This window comes from Pseudomonas sp. B20(2017), from assembly GCF_002113125.1.
In the GTDB taxonomy this organism is placed as follows: Bacteria; Pseudomonadota; Gammaproteobacteria; order Pseudomonadales; family Pseudomonadaceae; genus Aquipseudomonas.
Genome location: NZ_NEJP01000005.1, coordinates 280920 through 299853 on the forward strand (window position 1 = coordinate 280920; position 18934 = coordinate 299853).

The following is an 18934-nucleotide window of genomic DNA, read 5'->3' on the forward strand; positions in this document are numbered from 1 at the left end:
TATAAGGACGTCTCCTGATCGGGCCCCGCAACAGCGTCAATGCGCTTGCATTGGCATCCAAATCGCCCACAGAGAGCCGCCCACACAGATCGAGTGAAGCTGGCGTGCTTGCTGTTTCCCTGGCAAATCCCGCTTTTCGCGAATCTGCAGAGCTGTCATGACGCTCGGCCACTGATTGTTTGCCCCTCCGGGCACGGTGCCAGCCCCGGACAGCCCTTTTTGAGGTTCACGTCTTCAAAAGAGCGTGAAAAAAACGGGTTTTCACAACTTCACAAGAGTGTGGCGAGCAAATGAATAGTTTTGCGTCTGAACATGCACCATTAGCGTCTGAAACAGCCCAACGACACAGGAACGGGAACGCCTCGACTACCGGAGCCTGAAGCCTGTCCGCTACGGATTTGGTTGCACAAACGGATGTCTCGACCATAAGTCGAATTGCCAGCCCCGTGCCGAAATGAGTTCATGGGACTCTTTAAGCCAGGCCGCACGCATCCGTCGAAGTTGCGAAAAATTGCGAAGATTCGGACATGGCACACCTGACCAAGGATCCCCGGGGCTCAACTGATCTGCCCTGGACGCCTGGCAGCCATGCCGACAATTTGGTGCTGCAGATTTTGGAGACGCGTTAAATGGCGCATAACGAAGCAGTCGACGTAGTTCTGGTTGGGGCCGGCATCATGAGTGCCACCCTCGCAGTACTGCTCAAAGAGCTCGACCCGGCGATCAAGCTGGAAGTCGTCGAGCTGATGGATTCCGGTGCCGCGGAGAGTTCCAACCCATGGAACAACGCCGGTACCGGCCACGCCGGCCTGTGCGAGCTGAACTACACGCCACAGGCTGCCGACGGCACCGTCGACATCAAGAAAGCCGTGCACATCAACACCCAGTTCGAGGTGTCGAAGCAGTTCTGGTCGTACCTGACCAGGAAAGGCACGTTCGGCTCGTGCAAATCCTTCATCAGCCCGGTGCCGCACCTGAGTTACGTCGAGGGTGAGAAAGGCGTTTCGTTCCTCAAGGAACGTTTCAATACGCTGCGCAAGCACCACGCCTTCGCCGACATGGAATACACCGAAGACAAGGCGAAGATGACCGAGTGGATGCCGCTGATGATGCCGGGTCGTCCGAAAGACCAGGTGCTCGCCGCCACCCGCGTGATCAACGGCACCGACGTCAACTTCGGCGCCTTGACCAATCAGTTGCTCAAGCACCTGACCAGCGCACCCGATGCTCAGGTCAAGTACTGCAAGCGCGTGACCGGCCTCAAGCGTAACGCCAACGGCTGGACCGTCAGCATCAAGGACGTCAACAGCGGCAACACCCGTGAAGTCGACGCCAAGTTCGTGTTCCTCGGCGCTGGTGGCGCGGCCCTGCCGCTGCTGCAAGCCTCGGGCATCGAAGAAAGCAAAGGCTTCGGCGGCTTCCCGATCAGCGGCCAGTGGCTGCGTTGCGACAACCCGGAAGTGGTCAAGCATCACCAGGCCAAGGTTTACAGCCAGGCCGCCGTGGGTTCGCCACCGATGTCCGTGCCGCACCTGGACACCCGCGTAGTCGATGGCAAGAAATCCCTGCTGTTCGGGCCATACGCCGGTTTCACCACCAAGTTCCTCAAGCACGGTTCCTTCATGGACCTGCCGCTGTCGGTTCGCGCCGGTAACATCGGGCCGATGCTGGCCGTGGCGAAAAACAACATGGACCTGACCAAGTACCTGGTCAGCGAAGTGATGCAGTCGATGGAACAGCGCCTGGAATCCCTGCGTCGTTTCTATCCGGAGGCGAAAGCCGAAGACTGGCGCCTGGAAGTGGCCGGCCAACGGGTGCAGATCATCAAGAAAGACCCGAAAAAAGGCGGCATCCTGCAGTTCGGTACCGAACTGGTGGCTGCGAAGGACGGCTCCCTCGCCGCCCTGCTCGGCGCTTCGCCAGGCGCTTCGGTGACCGTTTCGATCATGCTGGAACTGATCGAGAAATGCTTCCCGGCCAAAGCCAAGGGTGAGTGGGCCGCCAAACTGGCGGAAATCTTCCCCGCCCGCGAAAAGGTCCTGGAAACCGACGCTGCGCTGTATCGCAAGATCAACACGCAGAACAACGTCGCGCTGGAACTGGTTGAAGCCAGCAACGAGACCGAAAGCTACGCCTGATTCGGCTCCATGAAAAACGCCCCGCACTCGATGAGTGCGGGGCGTTTTTTTATGCCTCGGGAAAACCGCGGGCTATCAGCCGCGGGCTTTTTCGATCAGCTCGATGTATTCCGCCGCGTTGCGTTGATCGCGGATCTGGTCGACGAAGGTCTGGCCGTGCTCGTCCTTGCCGTCCAGGTCATAACCGGCTGCAACGAAGAACGTCAGGAAACGCTCGAAATCATCAATGCGAAGGCCACGGTAAGCCTTGACCAGTTTGTGCAGCGACGGCGAGGTGGCGTCGACCGGCTCAAAATCGAGGAACAGCTTGATCTGCTCATCGCCGATCTCGTCACCAATCACTTGCTTCTTATCTTTACGCATTGCCGACTCCAGCTCGCAGACATTTCACGGGGCAGGCAGTTTACCCCTGCGCAGGCACAAGGCTCAACGCGAGCGCGTGCTGCCGGTGTGCAAATCGGCCCAGATGTGACCGTTGGCGTAGGTCAGGAACTGGCAATACACGGTGTCGTTGCGCAACAGATCAATCACCACCCGGTATTGGGCCAGCGGGTAGTAGAGCGTCAGAGTCTTGCTCTTGGCGTCATACGCCGGCTTTTTCAGGCTTTTACTTTCGCCATCGAAGTTGACCAGCACCTGATTGATCGTCGCTCCCTTGTTCAGGGATTTGCCTTTGAGGCGGATCATCAAGGACGAGGTGACCGGAATCGGCTGCTGATTGGACTGGCGCTGGGCCCCCACCACCACGGAATAGTCGGTGACCTGCAACAGTTGCTGCTGCTCGGGCTCGGCATCGCGCAGGGTCAGGTCGTCGGGCGGCAGGAATTGACTGTGCATCGGGGCGGCGGCCAGGGGCAGGCTGAGGGTCAGCAACAGGGCGGCGCAGCTGCGGATCAAGAGGCTCATGACGGGCTCCGGGGGACGGGGCCGAGCACTCTAGCATGGGTGTACACAAGTGGATCAGCACACCGAAAACAACTGTGGGAGCGGGCTTGCTCGCGAAGGCGTCGGGTCAGTTGAAATCTCTGAAACTGACACACCGCTTTCGTCGGATCGCCGCCCGGAGCAAGCTCGCTCCCACAGGGTGCAATGCGGGTGCTTACATGCCTTTGACGGCGAAGATCCCGTTGGCGTTGCGCCAGTAGCCTTTGTAGTCCATGCCGTAACCGAAGATGTAACGGTCGATGCATGGCAGACCGACGAAATCGGCTTTCAGGTTAGGACGGGCCTTGCGGTCGTGGTCCTTGTCGATCAGCACGGCAGTGTGCACTTTGCGCGCGCCGGCGTGACGGCAGAAGTCGATGATCGCGCCCAGGGTGTGACCTTCGTCGAGGATGTCGTCGATGATCAGCACGTCGCGGTCGATGAACGAGACTTCCGGCTTGGCTTTCCAGAACAGGTCGCCGCCGCTGGTTTCATTGCGGTAACGGGTAGCGTGCAGGTAGGACGCTTCCAGCGGGAACTGCAGATGCGTCAGCAGTTTGCCGGAGAAGATCAGGCCGCCGTTCATCACGCAGAACACCACCGGGTTGCTGTCGGCCAGTTGTTCGTTGATTTGTGCACCGACGCGGGCAATGGCAGCCTCGACTTCAGCTTCGGTGTACAGGCAGTCAGCCTCTCGCATGATTTGACGGATATGCTCGAGATCAGCGGACATGGCGCTCTCCAGGGGGGACGGATTTCGGAAAAGCGGGCAAAGGTACGCATCAACCGGGGCCGAATCAAGCATTTGTGGACTAACGTACTGTATGTCCTATAGGACATCACCCTCGGATAGATTAATCTAGGCCGGTTTTTTTGCCCGCCGCCGGAGCCTTTCCCCATGTCCATCCAAGAGATCCGCCATCCGCTGATCCGTCACAAACTTGGCCTTATGCGCCGTGCAGACATCAGCACCAAGAATTTCCGCGAGCTCGCTCAGGAAGTCGGTGCCCTGTTGACCTATGAAGCGACCAAAGACCTGCCGCTGGAAACCTACGATATCGAAGGTTGGTGCGGCACCGTGCCGGTCGAGAAAATCGCCGGCAAGAAGATTACCGTCGTGCCGATCCTGCGTGCCGGCATCGGCATGCTCGAAGGCGTGCTGAGCCTGATCCCGGGCGCCAAAGTCAGCGCCGTCGGCGTTGCCCGTAACGAAGAAACCCTGCAGGCCCACACCTATCTGGAAAAACTGGTTCCGGAAATCGACGAACGCCTGGCGATGATCATCGACCCGATGCTCGCCACCGGCAGCTCCATGGTCGCGACCATCGACCTGCTGAAGAAGGCCGGTTGCAAGGACATCCGCGCAATGGTGCTGGTTGCCGCGCCGGAAGGCATTGCCGCTGTCGAGAAAGCTCATCCGGACGTGATCATCTACACCGCGTCCATCGATCAGAAACTCAACGAGCACGGTTACATCATTCCTGGGCTTGGCGATGCCGGTGACAAGATCTTCGGCACCAAGCAGAAGGACGCGTAAGCATGCAGCAAGAGTTTAACGATCCGCTCTGGCGCACGGTGCTGTCCGGCGCACAGATGCTGTTCGTGGCTTTCGGCGCCCTGGTGCTGATGCCACTGATCACGGGCCTGGACCCGAACGTGGCACTGTTTACCGCAGGTTTAGGCACGATTCTGTTCCAGATCGTCACCGGGCGTCAGGTGCCGGTGTTCCTGGCGTCGAGCTTCGCTTTCATCACCCCGATCATTCTCGCCAAGGGCCAGTTCGGCCTGGCGGCGACCATGGGCGGCGTGATGGCGGCCGGTTTCGTCTACACCTTCCTCGGCCTGGCCGTGAAGATCAAAGGCACCGGGTTCATTGACCGTCTGCTGCCGCCAGTCGTAATTGGCCCGGTGATCATCTCCATTGGCCTGGCCATGGCGCCGATTGCCGCGAACATGGCGATGGGCAAGGCTGGTGACGGCTCGGAGCTGATCCATTACCAGACCGCCATGATGATCTCGATGCCGGCGCTGCTGACCACGTTGATCGTGGCGGTGTTCGGCAAAGGCATTTTCCGTCTGGTGCCGATTATTTCCGGGGTGCTGGTGGGCTTTGCCCTGTCCTTCTACTTCGGCGTGGTCGACACCGCGAAGATTGCCGCAGCACCATGGTTCGCCCTGCCAGCCTTTACCGCTCCGGAGTTCAACTGGCAGGCGATCCTGTTCATCGTCCCGGTGGCGCTGGCCCCGGCCATCGAGCACATCGGCGGCGTGATTGCGGTCGGCAGCGTGACCGGTCGCGACTACCTGAAGAAGCCGGGCCTGCATCGCACCCTGCTCGGTGACGGCATCGCCACCACGGCTGCCGGCCTGTTCGGCGGCCCGCCCAACACGACCTACGCGGAAGTGACTGGCGCGGTGATGCTGACCAAGAATTACAACCCGAAAATCATGACCTGGGCAGCGATCTTCGCCATCGCCCTGGCGTTCATCGGCAAGTTCGGCGCCCTGCTGCAAAGCATTCCGGTGCCGGTGATGGGCGGGATTCTGTGCCTGCTGTTCGGTTCGATCGCGGCGGTGGGGATGAACACCCTGATCCGCCACAAGATCGACCTGGGCGAGGCGCGCAATCTGGTGATCGTTTCGGTGACCCTGGTGTTCGGTATCGGTGGTGTGCTGGTCGGCACCGGCACCGGTCCGGATGATTTCGGGCTCAAAGGCATCGCGCTGTGCGCGGTGGTGGCGATTGCGCTGAACCTGCTGCTGCCGGGCAACGACAGCTGGAAACAGAAGAAGGCGGATGAGCCGCTGATCTAAGCCTTGGCATCAAGATCGTTCCCGCGCGGATCCCCCCACACTGATCGTTCCCACGCTCTGCGTGGGAATGCCTCTGGGGACGCTCCGCGTCCAGTGACGCGGAGCGTCACGGGCTGCATTCCCACGCGGAGCGTGGGAACGATCAACGCCTCGACGTGGGAACGATCATCACTTTTAGAGCGCCAGTGGCGCCCGCTCACAAAGTGTTGCCAACGCCTTCGCCCATTGCGGGTCGTCATTCAGACACGGCACCAGCACCAACTCTTCTCCCCCCGCCTCGCGGAACTGCTCCTTGCCGCGATCGCCGATCTCTTCCAGGGTCTCGATGCAATCGGCGACAAACGCCGGGCACATCACCAGAATCTTCTTCACGCCACTTTTGGCCAGCTCATCCAGCCGCGCTTCGGTGTAGGGCTCGATCCACTTCGCCCGGCCCAGCCGCGACTGAAATGACACCGACCATTTACCGTCTGGCAAACCCATGCGTTCTGCGAACAGCGCCGCTGTGCGCAGGCATTGGGCACGATAACAGGTCGCCAATACGGCCGCCGAGGCGTTCTTGCAGCAATCTTCATTTTTGAAGCAATGATTGCCGGTCGGGTCGAGCTTGGTCAGATGCCGCTCCGGCAAACCGTGGAAGCTCAGCAACAGGTGATCGTAATCCTGCTGCAAATGCGGCTTGGTGCTAGCCACCAACGCGTCGAGGTATTCCGGATGATCGTAGAATGGCTGCAACACCGACAGCTGCACATCGAGCTTCTTCTCACGCACCACCCGCTTGGCTTCTTCTATCACGGTGGTCGTGGTGCTGTCGGCGAACTGCGGATAAAGCGGCGCGAGGGTGATGCGTTTGTGCCCCGCCGCGACCAGCTTCATCAAACTTGTCTCAATCGACGGCTCGCCGTATCGCATGGCCAGCTCAACCGGGCCGTGAGTCCACTGCGCCTTCATCTGCTGCTGCAGGCGACGACTGAGCACCACCAGCGGCGAGCCTTCATCCCACCAGATCGAGGCGTAGGCATGGGCCGACTGCTCCGGGCGCTTGATCAGGATCAGCGACACCAGCAGACGCCGCACCGGCCACGGCAGGTCGATCACGTACGGATCCATCAGGAATTGATTGAGATAGCGGCGCACGTCGGCCACCGACGTGGAGGCCGGCGAACCCAGGTTGACCAGAAGCAAGGCGTGATCGGTCATGCAACGTCCTATTTCAGAGGCGGCTGGAAAGATCGTCCAGGGCCGCGCGTAAATCCGTGAACCGGAAAGTGAATCCCGCTTCCAGCAAGCGTTTTGGCGTGGCGCGTTGGCCACCCAGCAACAGCAATGACATCTCACCGAGCCCGACCTTCAAGGCGAGGGCCGGCATCGGCATGAACGCCGGGCGATGCAGCACGCTGCCCAGCGTCTTGGCGAATTCGCGATTGCGCACCGGTTTCGGCGCGCACGCATTATAAGGACCGCTCGCCTGATTGCGGTGCAGAAGAAAATCAATCAAGGCGATTTGATCGTCGATATGAATCCACGGCATCCACTGCCGACCGTTGCCCAAAGGCCCGCCCAGCCCGAGCTTGAACGGCAGCAGCAGGCGCGACAAAAAGCCGCCCTCGGCCGACAGCACCAGCCCGGTGCGCACCAGCACCACACGAATATCCATCGCTTCGGCGCGTTGCGCGGTTTCCTCCCAGGCAACGCACAACTGGCTGGCGAAATCGTCGATCACCGGCGGTGAGTCTTCGGTCAACTCACGCTCGCCGCCGTCACCGTACCAACCCACGGCCGAACCCGAGATCAGCAGCGACGGTTTCTGCCCGCGATGTTCCAGCCACGCCAGCAACGATTCGGTCAGCGTGATCCGGCTGCTCCACAACAGCGCCTTGCGTCGATGGGTCCACGGCCGGTCGGCAATTGGCGCGCCGGCAAGGTTGACGATCACGTCGACCGGCTCGTCGCCAAGGTCCTCCAGACGCGCAATGCCACACACCTGGGCGCCACAGATGTTCGCGACTTTTTCCGGACGACGACTCCAGACCGTCAGGCGATGCCCCTGCCCGGACCAGTGCCGGCAAAGCTGGCGTCCGATCAATCCAGTACCGCCGGTCAGCAATATGTGCATGACTTCTTCCTCGCGTGGCGTTTTACCCCGATCACTAGTCTATTTTTATAAACAGGGATCTTTTCTATCGGGCAGGCTCTATTGTTTAACCATAGGCCAAGCTGTCAGAACGAGAACGCTGGAAGTTATACCAAAAAACAAAATTGTACAGGTTTCATCCACGGCGTAGTCTGTACAGAAAGGTAAACGAGGCCCCTATGACTGTACCTATCGCAATCATTGGCACCGGCATCGCCGGACTCTCCGCCGCCCAGGCCCTGACGGATGCCGGGCATACCGTTCAGTTGTTCGATAAAAGCCGCGGCAGCGGCGGGCGCATGTCGAGCAAACGCAGCGACGCCGGCTCGCTGGACATGGGCGCGCAATATTTCACCGCCCGTGACCGACGCTTCGTGACCGAAGTCCAGCGCTGGCAAAGCAAGGGCTGGGTCGCCGAATGGGCACCGCAGCTCTACACCTTTCATGGCGGGCAATTGAACCTGTCGCCGGACGAACAGACCCGCTGGGTCGGCACGCCACGCATGAGCGCCATCACCCGTGGCCTGCTCGGCGGACTGGAAGTGCACTTCGCCTGCCGGATCACCGAGGTCTATCGCGGTGAAGAGCACTGGCACCTGCAAGACGCCGAAGGCTTCACCCACGGGCCGTTCAGCCACGTGGTGATCGCCACGCCGGCGCCTCAGGCCACTGCTTTGCTGGCCGCCGCGCCGAAACTCGCCGGCGCCGCCGCCGGGGTGAAAATGGACCCGACCTGGGCCGTCGCCCTCGCCTTCGACACGCCGCTGGATACGCCGATCGAAGGCTGTTTCGTGCAGGACAGCGCCCTCGACTGGCTGGCCCGCAACCGCAGCAAACCGGGACGCGACACCACGTGCGACACCTGGGTCCTGCACGCCACCAGCACCTGGAGCCGGCAGCATATTGACCTGCCCAAGGAAGCGGTGATCGAACAGTTGCACGGCGCGTTCGCCGAATTACTGCACAGCGCCATGCCGGCCCCGACCTTCAGCCTTGCCCACCGTTGGCTGTATGCCCGGCCGGCCAGCAGTCATGAATGGGGCACCCTGGCCGACGCCGATCTGGGCCTGTACGCCTGTGGCGACTGGTGCCTGTCAGGAAGGGTCGAAGGGGCGTGGCTCAGCGGTCAGGAGGCTGCAAGACGCTTGCACGAACACCTGCAGTGAACCGCATCAACCCGCGCAAATTGCTGCTGTCGAAATGGACAGCAGCCCACCCGCAAAACCGTGAAAAGCATTTTCTGGTCACCGAACTGTTCCGCGATGAGGACGGCACGGTCCTGGAAATCGAGTTGCAAGCAGTGCTGACCCGGCGTACCGAGCAATGCGACTGGCATGCTCTGCAAGATGATTCACGCTGGAAAATGGGCTGGTGCTGAACATCGCATAAACTTGTACAAACCATTTGACTTGTACACCTTTGAATCTATGCTTGAAGAATGTTGTACAGATTTACTCGTCTGTACAGGTTCAGATTCGAGGTTGCTGCATGTCCGACTCATCGACGTCCCTGCCAAAAATCGCCATCAGCGCCTGCCTGATGGGGGCCGAAGTTCGCTACAACGGTGGCCACAAGGAGTCGCGGTTGTGCAGCCGCACCCTGGCCGAGCATTTTGAATTCGTTCCGGTATGTCCTGAAGTAGCGATCGGCCTGGGAATTCCTCGCGAGCCGATCCGGCTGGTGGGCGACCCCGCCCGGCCTGAAGCGGTCGGCACCGTCAATCCAGCGATCAATGTCACTCAGCCACTGGCTGCTTACGGCGAGAAAATGGCCGGGGAGCTCAGTGACATCTGCGGCTACATCTTCATGCAGCAATCGCCATCCTGCGGACTGGAGCGGGTCAAGGTCTACCACGCCAACGGCGCACCGGTGAATGGTGGCGGGCGCGGCATTTACGCCGACGCGTTCTGTGCGCAGCACCCGGACCTGCCGGTGGAAGAAGCCGGGCGTCTCAACGATCCGGTGCTGCGGGAAAATTTCATCACCCGCGTACTCGCCTACCGCGAATGGCAGCAAGTGCTGAAGCAAGGCTTGAGCCGCCGCGCCCTCACCGACTTTCACTCGCGCTACAAATACCTGCTGATGGCCCACAACCCGGTGCAATACAAGGCGCTGGGCAATCTGTTGGGCAACATGGGCCGGACCGACCCGATCGAACTGGGCCCACGCTATTTCAGTGAACTTATGGCGGCGCTCAAGAAATGCGCCACCCGCCGCACCCACAGCAATGTCTTGCAGCACATCAGTGGCTACCTGAAACAAGTCATCACCCCCGAAGACAAACAGGAAGTGCAGCACGTCATCGGCCAGTACCGGCACGGCATCGTGCCGCTGGTAGTGCCGCTGACGCTGCTCAAGCATCACTTTCGCCTCCACCCGGCCCCCTACATTGCGCAGCAGGTGTACCTGCAACCGCATCCGGAAAACCTCAGCCTGCGAAACGCCATTTGATGAACGACACCCCCGACACCAGCGCCCGGGAAGACCTCGGCGCCGACTTCAAGAAAGCCCTCGACGAAGGCTGGCTGCCGATCCGCGAAGTCGCGCGCCAGACCGGCGTGAATGCCGTCACCCTGCGCGCCTGGGAACGGCGCTACGGGCTGATCGTGCCGCAGCGCACGCCCAAGGGCCATCGTCTTTACAGCGCCGAACATGTGCAACGCATCCAGAACATTCTCACATGGCTCAACCGCGGCGTTGCGGTCAGCCAGGTCAAACCGTTACTCGACACGGCGCAGGCATTCAACGAACCGGTGGAGGATGAATGGCATCCGTTGCGCCAGGCCGCCCTGCTGGCGGTCACTCACCTGAACGAGCGCAGCCTCGACGACAGCATCAATCAGGCGATGGCGTTGTATCCGCCGCGCACACTCTGCGAGCAATTGCTGCTGCCACTGCTGAACGATCTCGAACAGCGCTGGCAGGACCAGTTCGGCGCGCAGATGGAGCGCGTGTTCTTCTTTGCCTGGTTGCGCAGCAAATTCGGCGCACGCATCTACCATAACAATCGTCAGTTGCGCACTGCGCCGCTGCTGCTGGTCAATCAATCGGACCTGGCGCTGGAGCCGCATCTGTGGCTCTGCGCCTGGCTCATCAGCAGCGCCGATTGCCCGGTACAAGTACTCGACTGGCCGCTGCCGGCCGGCGAACTGGCATTGGCAACCGATACCCTGCAAGCCCGTGGCGTACTGCTGTATTCCAGCAAAGCCCTGAACCTTGCCCAACTGCCGAAACTGTTGAATGGCATCAGCTGCCCGAAACTGATTGCCGGACCAACGGTGTGCATTCACCACGCCGAGTTGTCCGCCAGAACTTCCGAAATCGCAGATCTGCTGCTGGCCGAAGATCCTCTTTCGGCGCATCGGGCACTCGTTCAGCGTGGGTTGATTTAATGATTCAGACCGAGACCGACATGCAATTGATCTGGCTGCGCAGCGACCTGCGCCAACACGACAACACCGCCCTCGCGGCCGCCGCCGAGCGTGGCCCGACCGTGGCCGTGTACCTGTTGAGCCCGCAGCAATGGCAGGAACATGACGACGCGCCGTGCAAGATCGATTTCTGGCTGCGCAATCTGCGCGAGTTGAGCAAAAGCCTTGGCGACCTGAACATCCCGCTCTTGATCCGCACTGCGCCTCACTGGGATCAAGCACCCGCCGTGCTGCTCGAACTGTGCCGGCAACTGAAGATCGAGGCAGTGCACGTCAACGAGGAATACGGCATCAACGAAAGCCGTCGCGATGCAGCCGTTGCCAAGGCGCTGCAAGCCGAAGGCATAACGTTCCATAGCTACCTCGACCAATTGCTGTTCAAGCCCGGCAGCGTGCTGACCCGCACCGGCACTTACTTTCAGGTGTTCAGTCAGTTCCGCAAAGTCTGCTACGAGCACCTGCACCGTTCGATGCCTTCGCTGAAACAGGCGCCGGGCAAACAGTCAGCGCTGAACATCGCCAGCGACCCCCTTCCAGAAGCCATCGAAGGATTCCCGACTCCCGGCGAATCCCTGCGCGCCCTGTGGCCCGCCGGTGAAGCTGAGGCGCGGCGCCGCCTCGACACGTTCGCCGATGCACAGATCGACTATTACAAGAGCGAACGTGACTTCCCGGCCAAACCCGGCACCAGCCAGCTCTCGCCTTATCTGGCCGCGGGTGTGATCTCGCCGCGCCAGTGCCTGCACGCTGCCCTGCAAAGCAATCAGGGCGAATTCGAAAGCGGCAAGGTCGGGGCTGTCACCTGGATCAACGAACTGCTGTGGCGCGAGTTCTACAAACACATCCTCGTCGGTTACCCACGGGTTTCACGGCATCGCGCCTTCCGCCCGGAAACCGAAGCCTTGGCCTGGCGCGATGCCCCAGAGGAGCTGGCTGCCTGGCAGGAAGCTCGCACTGGTTTGCCGATCATTGATGCGGCGATGCGCCAACTGCTGGAAACCGGCTGGATGCATAACCGGCTGCGGATGGTGGTGGCGATGTTTCTGACCAAAAACCTGTTGATCGACTGGCGCGAAGGCGAGCGTTTCTTCATGCGCCACCTGATCGACGGCGACCTGGCGGCCAACAACGGCGGCTGGCAGTGGAGTTCCTCGACCGGCACCGATTCGGCGCCGTACTTCCGTATTTTCAACCCGGTCAGCCAGTCGGAAAAATTCGACAGCGAAGGCCTGTTCATCAAGCACTGGTTGCCGGAACTGGCCGGCCTGGACAAGGAAGAAGTCCACAACCCGGCCAGTGCCGGCGGGCTGTTCGGCGTGGCGGACTATCCCGCGCCAATCGTCAATCTGAGCGCATCACGGGAACGGGCGCTGACAGCGTTCAAGAACCTACCGTCACGCGCATCTCAAGGAGTGAGCGATGAGTGAATTTCTGCGCGGTTTCGCCCTGCGGTTCGCACAGTTGGACAAAGACAACTTGCGCACCCTGGACAAGCTGTACAGCGAGGACATTCATTTCACCGATCCGCTACACGAAGTGCAGGGGCTGACAAACCTGCGCGCTTACTTCAGTGAGTTGTACGCCAACGTCAACGAACTGCGCTTCGATTTCCACGGCTTCGACCAGATCAGCGACGGCGAAGGCTATCTGCGCTGGGTCATGAGCTACCGCCACCCGCGTCTGAGCGGTGGGCAACTGATCCGCGTCGCCGGCTGCTCGCACCTGCTCTGGAGCGACAAGGTTTACCGCCACCGGGATTACTTCGATGCCGGAGCGCTGCTTTATGAACATTTACCCGTATTGGGCCGAGTGATTGCCTGGCTGAAAAGGAGATTGGGATGAGTCGTACAGCTCCACGGCGTTATTGGCTGACCGGTGCTAGCAGTGGCATCGGTGCGGCATTGGCAGAAGAAATCCTCAAGACCGGTGCACATCTGGCGGTCAGTTCCCGCCAGGTCGCACCGCTCAAAGTGCTGTCGCAACGTTATCCGGGACAGGTACTGGTGGTGCCCGGCGATCTGACCAACAGTCAGACCGTGCGCGAAATCGGCGAACAGATCGCAGCGGACTGGGGATCGCTCGATACGGTAATCCTCAACGCGGGCACCTGCGAATACGTCGACGCCCGTCAATTCGACGCGTCGATCATCGAACACGTAGTACGCACCAACCTGCTCGCCAGCAGCTATTGCATCGAAGCCGCCCTGCCCTTGTTGCGCAAAGGCACGGCACCGCATCTGGTGGGCATGGCCAGCTCGGTGACCTATGTGCCGCTGCCCCGCGCCGAAGCCTATGGCGCATCGAAGGCCGGGCTTCGCTATCTGTTCGAATCCCTGCGTATCGACCTGGCGGACGAAGGCATTGAAGTGACCGTGATCAGCCCCGGTTTTGTAGAGACACCGCTGACCGCCAAAAATGATTTCCCGATGCCTCTCAGTTGGCCTGTGGATAAAGCTGCACGGCACATCTTCGCCAAGCTGAAAGATCGACCGCTGGAAATCGCCTTTCCGGCACTGTTCATGGCGGTTCTGTGGCCACTGTCGAAAATGCCTGCGCGGGTACAACTGGCGATTGGCAAACGCATGGTGCGCAGCAACCCTCCGCTCAAGGACGCAACATGAAGATCGCCATTGTCGGCAGCGGCATCGCCGGTTTGACCTGTGCCTATCTGCTCGCTCGTCGGCATGACATTACGGTGTTTGAAGCCGATGCCCGGATCGGCGGCCACACGCACACCGTGCCTGTGACCGTGGACGGGCGCGAATACGCGGTGGACACCGGTTTTATCGTGTTCAACGGCTGGACGTATCCGAACTTCATTCGTTTGCTCGGCCAGTTGGGGGTGGCGTTCAAGCCCACCGAGATGAGTTTTTCGGTCAACGATCCGGACACCGGCCTGGAATACAACGGCAACAATCTGAACAGCCTGTTCGCCCAACGCAGCAATCTGCTGTCCCCCGGATTCTGGGGCATGTTGCGCGACATCCTGCGGTTCAATAAAGAAGCCCGGCGCGACCTCGCCGAACAGCGGATAACCGCCGACACCACACTCGATGATTACCTCAAGGCTGGCGCTTACGGCGAGCGTTTCATCCTGCATTACATCGTGCCGATGGGCGCGGCGATCTGGTCGATGCCGATGGCCGAAATGCTCAATTTTCCGTTGCAGTTCTTCGTGCGCTTTTTCGAGAACCACGGGTTGCTATCGATCAGCAATCGGCCGCAGTGGCAGGTGATCGAGGGCGGCTCCAGTGCCTACATCGCTCCGCTGACCGCGTCGTTCAAGGAGCGCATCCGCCTGAACTGCCCGGTGGGCCGGATTGATCGCGACGCGCACGGCGTGGTTATCCACAGCCCCGCCGGCATCGAACGTTTCGACAAAGTGGTGCTGGCCTGTCACAGCGATCAGGCGTTGCGACTGCTGGGAAATCCTGACGTTAAAGAACGGGAAATCCTCGGCGCCCTGCCCTACGCCGAAAACGAAGTGGTGCTGCACACCGACACCCGCCTGCTGCCCGCGCGCAAACGGGCCTGGGCCAGCTGGAATTATCGCCTGGGCGGCGCCGGTCATACCCAGGCCGCCGTGACCTACGACATGAACATCCTGCAAGGCATCCAGAGCGACACCACGTTCTGCGTCAGCCTCAACCAGAGCGCCGGGATCAGCCCGTCCAAAGTGCTCGCGCGCTTCACCTACGCCCACCCGCAATTCAGCCTCGCGGCGGTGGCGGCGCAGCAGCGCTGGGCCGAACTCGACGGCGCGCAGCATACGCATTATTGCGGCGCCTATTGGGCCAACGGTTTTCATGAGGATGGCGTGGTCAGCGCTTTGCGCGTGGCCGCATCCTTCGGGGAAAGCCTGTGAACAGCGCGCTCTACAGCGGCTGGATCGCCCATCGGCGATTTGCCCCGCGCCGTCATGAATTCCGTTACCGGATCGGCATGCTGTACCTCGATCTGGCTGAACAGGAAGCGGTGCTGGGCCTGTCCCGACTGGCGGGCTCCAGCCGCTTTGCGCCGTTTTCATTTCGCGAAACCGACTACCTGAAAACCTTCACCGGCCGCGGCGTGCGCCTGAGCGATGCGGTGCGCCAGTTGGTGGGCGAAGCCCTGGGCCACGCGCCGCAAGGTTCGATCTGCCTGCTGACCCAGCCGCGCAGTTGGGGCCTGTCGTTCAACCCGGTGAGCTTTTTCTATTGCCACGAAGCCGACGGCCAACTGGCGGCGATTCTCTGCGAAGTCAGCAACACCCCGTGGCGCGAGCGTTTTCACTACGTGCTGCCGGCCCAAGCGCCGACCAACCTGCAGGATTTCCACCAGCACTTTGCCGTGGCCAAGGCGTTTCATGTGTCGCCGTTCCTGCCGCCGGACCTGGAGTACCGCATGAGCTTCAGCCCTGCCGCGCAGGTCCTGGGTGTGCACATGGCCGACTGGCAAGGCGAGCAAAAACTGTTCGACGCCACTCTCGACCTGCGACGCGCCCCCCTTGATCGACGCCACTTGCACCGGCACCTGTGGCGTTTTCCCTGGATGACCGCCAAGACCGCGCTCGCCATCTATTGGCAGGCGCTGCGTCTGTTGCTCAAGCGCACACCGGTGTTTGTGCACCAGCGCGCCGACGACCGCTTTCGAACCGCCACCGTACCGCCCCGAGGAACGCCACCATGAAATCCACTAGCGTCTCGGCCAAAGCCAGCCTGCTCAGCCCCCACGGTCTGAGCGGCTCGCTGCTGCGCCGGGGAGTACTGCGCCAGCTGGAGCAGCTCAAACAGGGCCAACTGATCGTCATCGAGAACGGTGAACGCCACGTCTTCGGCACGCCGGGCAGCGCTTTGGTGGGGGAAATTCAGGTTATGGATCAGGCTGCCTGGGGGCTGGTCGCCGGCAATGGTTCGATCGGTGCCGGTGAAGCTTTTATTCATGGTTACTGGCGCTCGCCGGATCTGACGGCGGTGGTGCGGGTCTTCGTCAGCAACCTTGAAGTGCTCGACGCAATGGAAGGTGGCCTGGCCCGGCTCAGTCGTCCGCTGGTGCGCGGGCTGCACTGGCTCAATCGCAATACGCGCAAGGGCTCGCAGAAAAACATCGCCGCGCATTACGACCTCGGCAATGACCTGTTCGAGCAGTTTCTCGACCCGACCATGATGTACTCGGCCGCGCAGTTTCTCCGCCCGGACGACAGCCTGGAGCAGGCGCAACTGAACAAACTGGAGCGGATCTGCCAGAAGCTTGCGCTCAAGCCCGACGACCATCTGCTGGAAATCGGCACCGGCTGGGGCAGCATGGCGCTATACGCTGCGCAGCGTTACGGCTGCAAAGTCACCACCACCACGCTGTCGAAGGAGCAGTTCGCTTTCACTGCCGCGCGTATCGAACGCCTCGGCTTGCAGAATCAGGTGACGCTGTTGCTCGAGGACTACCGCGACCTCACCGGCCAGTACGACAAACTGGTGTCGATCGAGATGATCGAAGCGGTCGGCCACCGCTTCCTGCCGACTTACTTCAAACAGTGCGCACACCTGCTCAAGAGCAACGGCCTGATGCTGCTGCAAGCGATCACTATCCGCGAACAGCGCTACGAGCAGGCGCGCCGTAACGTGGACTTCATCCAGCGTTACATTTTCCCCGGCGGCGCCCTGCCCTGCGTGCAGAAAATGCTCGAGATCGTCAGCCGCGATACCGACATGAACCTGTTGCACATGGAGGATTTCGGCCTGCACTACGCCCGCACTCTGCGCCTTTGGCACGAGAACTTTCGGCATGCTCAGGGGCGTCTGACCGAATTGGGCTATGACGATTACTTCCTCAGGCTGTGGGAGTTTTACTTGTGTTATTGCGAGGGCGGATTCCTCGAACGCACCATCGGCACCGCGCAACTGTTGCTGGCCAAACCGGCAGCGATGACTGCGCCATTGCTGGGCCGGTTCGATGCTTGAGCGGTTGGTCAATGCGGTTCTTTTCCAGATTGGCTGGCTGGCCTGCGTGCTCGGCGGTAACAGTTTGTGGTTGTTGCTGGCACTGGCAGTACTGGTGATTCATCTGCGCTGGATCAGCAGCTGGGCGCAGGAAGGTCGATTGATTCTCAGCGTGGTGATCATCGGCACGGCGGTGGACAGCGTGTTGCGCGGCATGGGGGTTTTCGAGTTCAAGGATCTGTCACCACTGATCCCGTTCTGGCTAATGTTGCTGTGGGCCTTGTTCGCCACAACATTGCGCCATTGCCTGCAATGGAGTGCCCGACCGTGGTGGCTGGCGAGCCTGCTCGGCGCAGCGGGTGGCGCGCTGTCGTATGGCGCGGGTGAACGACTGGCCGCCGTGCATTTTCCGCTCGGAGAGTCGCCGACCTTGATCGGCATCGCCTTGCTGTGGGCAATGCTGTTTCCACTGCTGCATTACCTGTCCAGGCGCCTGGACCACTAAACGTCTGTCAGGCCTTTCACACGCTCTTTGCGCTCTGCCGTACACTGGCGCCCATGAAAACCATTCCCCATCGGCAAATCGCCGACCCCGTGGTCACGTGTTCGACCTGCGCCGCCTGCTGTTGCCAGCTTGAAGTGATGCTGATCACCGACACCGGCGTGCCCGAGCGTTTTATCGATACCGACGATTGGGGTGGTGAGGTGATGCTGCGTCTGGACGACGGCTGGTGTGCGGCGCTGGATCGCGACACGATGATGTGCACGATCTACGAGAAGCGTCCGTTGATTTGCCGCGAATTCGAAATGGGCGCCCCGGAATGCATCGAAGAACGCCAGGGGATTGCCACGGCGTATCGCTGACAATTCAGTCATCACAAAACAATTGTGGGAGCGAGCCTGCTCGCGATAGCGGATAACCAGTCAACACAAGTATTGAATGTTAAATCGCAATCGCGAGCAGGCTCGCTCCCACATTTTTCACATGAAGCCGTTTTACAACGGCATCGTGTAATGCAGCGAGTAGCTTTCGACCCCATCGTTGTCGCTGCTCAGGCCGGCGTTGGAATAGTGCGTCGCACGGATCCCGACTTCATGCCCGCCATTGAAGCGCAGGCCGAAACCAAGGCGGTCTTCGAACTGGAAGGAACCGCCGAGCTTGTTGTCTTCGTATTCGGTGTTGGAGAACAGCGCCACGCCGATGCCCGCCTCGACATACGGTTTGACCGACTGACCGGCAAACTCGTAAACAAACACCGGCGAGAACGACAGGCTGTTATTGCTGGAGGTCTTGTCACCTTCCCAATAGGTGTAGGCGCCGCTCCAGTAGCCGGTCAGGCGACCGACATCGCTTTGCAGCCAGCTTTTGTCCCAGTCGAAATTCATCCCCAGGCGATAGGTCATCGTCGAATCACTGGTGGCCCCCACCCCGAATTCAACGCCTGCGGCTTGTGCGGTAAAACTGTGCCCCATCAGTGCAGCCGCAATTGCGGCCAAGCAGAATAGTCGCTTCACTTGAAACTTCCTTTTCCGGAACGATCGTTTGGTTTTCTTGTTGCCTGACGCTATAGAAATCTG

At 60.6% G+C, this 18934-nt stretch carries 21 protein-coding genes; 15 read left to right on the plus strand and 6 right to left on the minus strand.

From position 1 onward, the window contains the following. Positions 1 to 629 precede the first annotated feature (629 nt). Positions 630 to 2138: a malate dehydrogenase (quinone) gene (mqo, locus tag CAF63_RS09865; protein WP_085684760.1), complete on the plus strand. Its 1509-nt coding sequence runs from the start codon at positions 630 to 632 to the stop codon at positions 2136 to 2138. Between the two features lie 75 nt (positions 2139 to 2213). Here mqo and CAF63_RS09870 read toward each other — a convergent pair whose 3' ends face one another. The 3 genes from CAF63_RS09870 to CAF63_RS09880 form a co-directional block, all read right to left on the minus strand. After that, positions 2214 to 2501 carry a PA4642 family protein gene (locus CAF63_RS09870; protein WP_064383989.1) on the minus strand — a complete coding sequence of 96 codons (288 nt, stop codon included), beginning with the start codon at positions 2499 to 2501 and terminating at the stop codon, positions 2214 to 2216. A gap of 63 nt (positions 2502 to 2564) precedes the next feature. Next, a complete protein-coding gene (locus tag CAF63_RS09875) occupies positions 2565 to 3044 on the minus strand; it encodes a hypothetical protein (RefSeq protein WP_085684762.1) in 480 nt (159 codons plus the stop codon). Between the two features lie 193 nt (positions 3045 to 3237). Then, positions 3238 to 3795: a hypoxanthine-guanine phosphoribosyltransferase gene (locus CAF63_RS09880; RefSeq protein WP_085684764.1), complete on the minus strand. Its 558-nt coding sequence runs from the start codon at positions 3793 to 3795 to the stop codon at positions 3238 to 3240. A 165-nt stretch (positions 3796 to 3960) separates the two neighbouring features. On the opposite strand from CAF63_RS09880, the gene upp reads away from it, so the two are divergent. Together upp and CAF63_RS09890 are read left to right on the plus strand one after the other, a co-directional pair. Further along, on the plus strand, positions 3961 to 4599 hold the full coding sequence (gene upp, locus CAF63_RS09885) for a uracil phosphoribosyltransferase (RefSeq protein ID WP_085684766.1): 639 nt from the start codon (positions 3961 to 3963) through the stop codon (positions 4597 to 4599). A 2-nt stretch (positions 4600 to 4601) separates the two neighbouring features. Beyond that, positions 4602 to 5876, plus strand: coding sequence for a uracil-xanthine permease family protein (locus CAF63_RS09890; RefSeq protein ID WP_085684768.1), 1275 nt, complete (start codon positions 4602 to 4604; stop codon positions 5874 to 5876). Between the two features lie 174 nt (positions 5877 to 6050). Here CAF63_RS09890 and hemH read toward each other — a convergent pair whose 3' ends face one another. Next, on the minus strand, positions 6051 to 7076 hold the full coding sequence (hemH, locus tag CAF63_RS09895; protein WP_085684770.1) for a ferrochelatase: 1026 nt from the start codon (positions 7074 to 7076) through the stop codon (positions 6051 to 6053). Between the two features lie 13 nt (positions 7077 to 7089). Beyond that, positions 7090 to 7992, minus strand: a complete 903-nt coding sequence (locus CAF63_RS09900; RefSeq protein ID WP_085684773.1) for a TIGR01777 family oxidoreductase — start codon at positions 7990 to 7992, stop codon at positions 7090 to 7092. A gap of 197 nt (positions 7993 to 8189) precedes the next feature. Between CAF63_RS09900 and CAF63_RS09905 the strand changes: the two genes are divergently transcribed. From CAF63_RS09905 to CAF63_RS09960, 12 genes are all read left to right on the plus strand, one after another. Beyond that, a complete protein-coding gene (locus CAF63_RS09905; protein WP_085684775.1) occupies positions 8190 to 9176 on the plus strand; it encodes an NAD(P)/FAD-dependent oxidoreductase in 987 nt (328 codons plus the stop codon). Then, on the plus strand, positions 9173 to 9388 hold the full coding sequence (locus CAF63_RS09910; RefSeq protein ID WP_085684777.1) for a TIGR02450 family Trp-rich protein: 216 nt from the start codon (positions 9173 to 9175) through the stop codon (positions 9386 to 9388). The genes CAF63_RS09905 and CAF63_RS09910 overlap by 4 nt, the downstream gene beginning before the upstream one ends. Before the next feature lie 110 nt (positions 9389 to 9498). After that, a complete protein-coding gene (locus tag CAF63_RS09915) occupies positions 9499 to 10461 on the plus strand; it encodes a DUF523 and DUF1722 domain-containing protein (protein WP_085684779.1) in 963 nt (320 codons plus the stop codon). After that, positions 10461 to 11402, plus strand: coding sequence for a MerR family transcriptional regulator (locus tag CAF63_RS09920; RefSeq protein ID WP_085684781.1), 942 nt, complete (start codon positions 10461 to 10463; stop codon positions 11400 to 11402). The genes CAF63_RS09915 and CAF63_RS09920 overlap by 1 nt, the downstream gene beginning before the upstream one ends. A gap of 20 nt (positions 11403 to 11422) precedes the next feature. Further along, positions 11423 to 12868 (plus strand): deoxyribodipyrimidine photo-lyase, encoded by a 1446-nt coding sequence (gene phrB, locus CAF63_RS09925; protein ID WP_143492439.1) that lies wholly within the window; start codon positions 11423 to 11425, stop codon positions 12866 to 12868. Further along, positions 12861 to 13283 carry a nuclear transport factor 2 family protein gene (locus CAF63_RS09930; protein ID WP_085684785.1) on the plus strand — a complete coding sequence of 141 codons (423 nt, stop codon included), beginning with the start codon at positions 12861 to 12863 and terminating at the stop codon, positions 13281 to 13283. Before phrB ends, CAF63_RS09930 begins: the two co-directional genes overlap by 8 nt. Further along, positions 13280 to 14062 (plus strand): SDR family oxidoreductase, encoded by a 783-nt coding sequence (locus tag CAF63_RS09935; RefSeq protein ID WP_085684788.1) that lies wholly within the window; start codon positions 13280 to 13282, stop codon positions 14060 to 14062. The genes CAF63_RS09930 and CAF63_RS09935 overlap by 4 nt, the downstream gene beginning before the upstream one ends. After that, positions 14059 to 15306: an NAD(P)/FAD-dependent oxidoreductase gene (locus CAF63_RS09940; protein WP_085684789.1), complete on the plus strand. Its 1248-nt coding sequence runs from the start codon at positions 14059 to 14061 to the stop codon at positions 15304 to 15306. Before CAF63_RS09935 ends, CAF63_RS09940 begins: the two co-directional genes overlap by 4 nt. After that, positions 15303 to 16109 carry a DUF1365 domain-containing protein gene (locus CAF63_RS09945; RefSeq protein WP_085684791.1) on the plus strand — a complete coding sequence of 269 codons (807 nt, stop codon included), beginning with the start codon at positions 15303 to 15305 and terminating at the stop codon, positions 16107 to 16109. Before CAF63_RS09940 ends, CAF63_RS09945 begins: the two co-directional genes overlap by 4 nt. After that, positions 16106 to 17377: a cyclopropane-fatty-acyl-phospholipid synthase family protein gene (locus tag CAF63_RS09950; RefSeq protein WP_085684793.1), complete on the plus strand. Its 1272-nt coding sequence runs from the start codon at positions 16106 to 16108 to the stop codon at positions 17375 to 17377. Before CAF63_RS09945 ends, CAF63_RS09950 begins: the two co-directional genes overlap by 4 nt. Continuing rightward, on the plus strand, positions 17370 to 17861 hold the full coding sequence (locus CAF63_RS09955) for a DUF2878 domain-containing protein (protein ID WP_085684795.1): 492 nt from the start codon (positions 17370 to 17372) through the stop codon (positions 17859 to 17861). Before CAF63_RS09950 ends, CAF63_RS09955 begins: the two co-directional genes overlap by 8 nt. A 53-nt stretch (positions 17862 to 17914) precedes the next feature. Then, positions 17915 to 18220, plus strand: a complete 306-nt coding sequence (locus tag CAF63_RS09960; protein WP_085684797.1) for a YkgJ family cysteine cluster protein — start codon at positions 17915 to 17917, stop codon at positions 18218 to 18220. 132 nt (positions 18221 to 18352) lie between these two features. Here CAF63_RS09960 and CAF63_RS09965 read toward each other — a convergent pair whose 3' ends face one another. After that, positions 18353 to 18871 (minus strand): acyloxyacyl hydrolase, encoded by a 519-nt coding sequence (locus tag CAF63_RS09965; protein ID WP_085684799.1) that lies wholly within the window; start codon positions 18869 to 18871, stop codon positions 18353 to 18355. Positions 18872 to 18934: the final 63 nt, after the last annotated feature.